Genomic DNA, 254 nt, shown 5'->3' on the forward strand with positions numbered 1-254 from the left:
GGTATCGTGATTGCCCTGTGGACCGCGTCGGCGGGCGTGCGACTGATGATGAGCGCCATGAACGCCGCCTACGACGTGCCCGAAGGGCGACCGGTATGGAAGCGCATACCCCTTTCCATCATCTACACCGTAGGCTTGGCCGGCATGCTATTGGTGGCGGCGGCGCTGATGGTGCTGGGGCCGCAGGTGATGGAATGGATTGCCTCACAGATAGGCATGCAGGAGTTCATCGTAACGCTGTGGACCATCCTGCG

General features: G+C 61.8%; 1 protein-coding gene. It reads left to right on the forward strand.

Annotated elements, in window-relative coordinates:
• Positions 1–254: YhjD/YihY/BrkB family envelope integrity protein (locus tag SB756_RS32595; protein ID WP_410913579.1), on the forward strand; the 254-nt coding region annotated here is incomplete at both ends.

The sequence above is a fragment of the Pseudomonas sp. SIMBA_068 genome, assembly GCF_046534705.1.
Lineage (GTDB): Bacteria > Pseudomonadota > Gammaproteobacteria > Pseudomonadales > Pseudomonadaceae > Aquipseudomonas > Aquipseudomonas putida.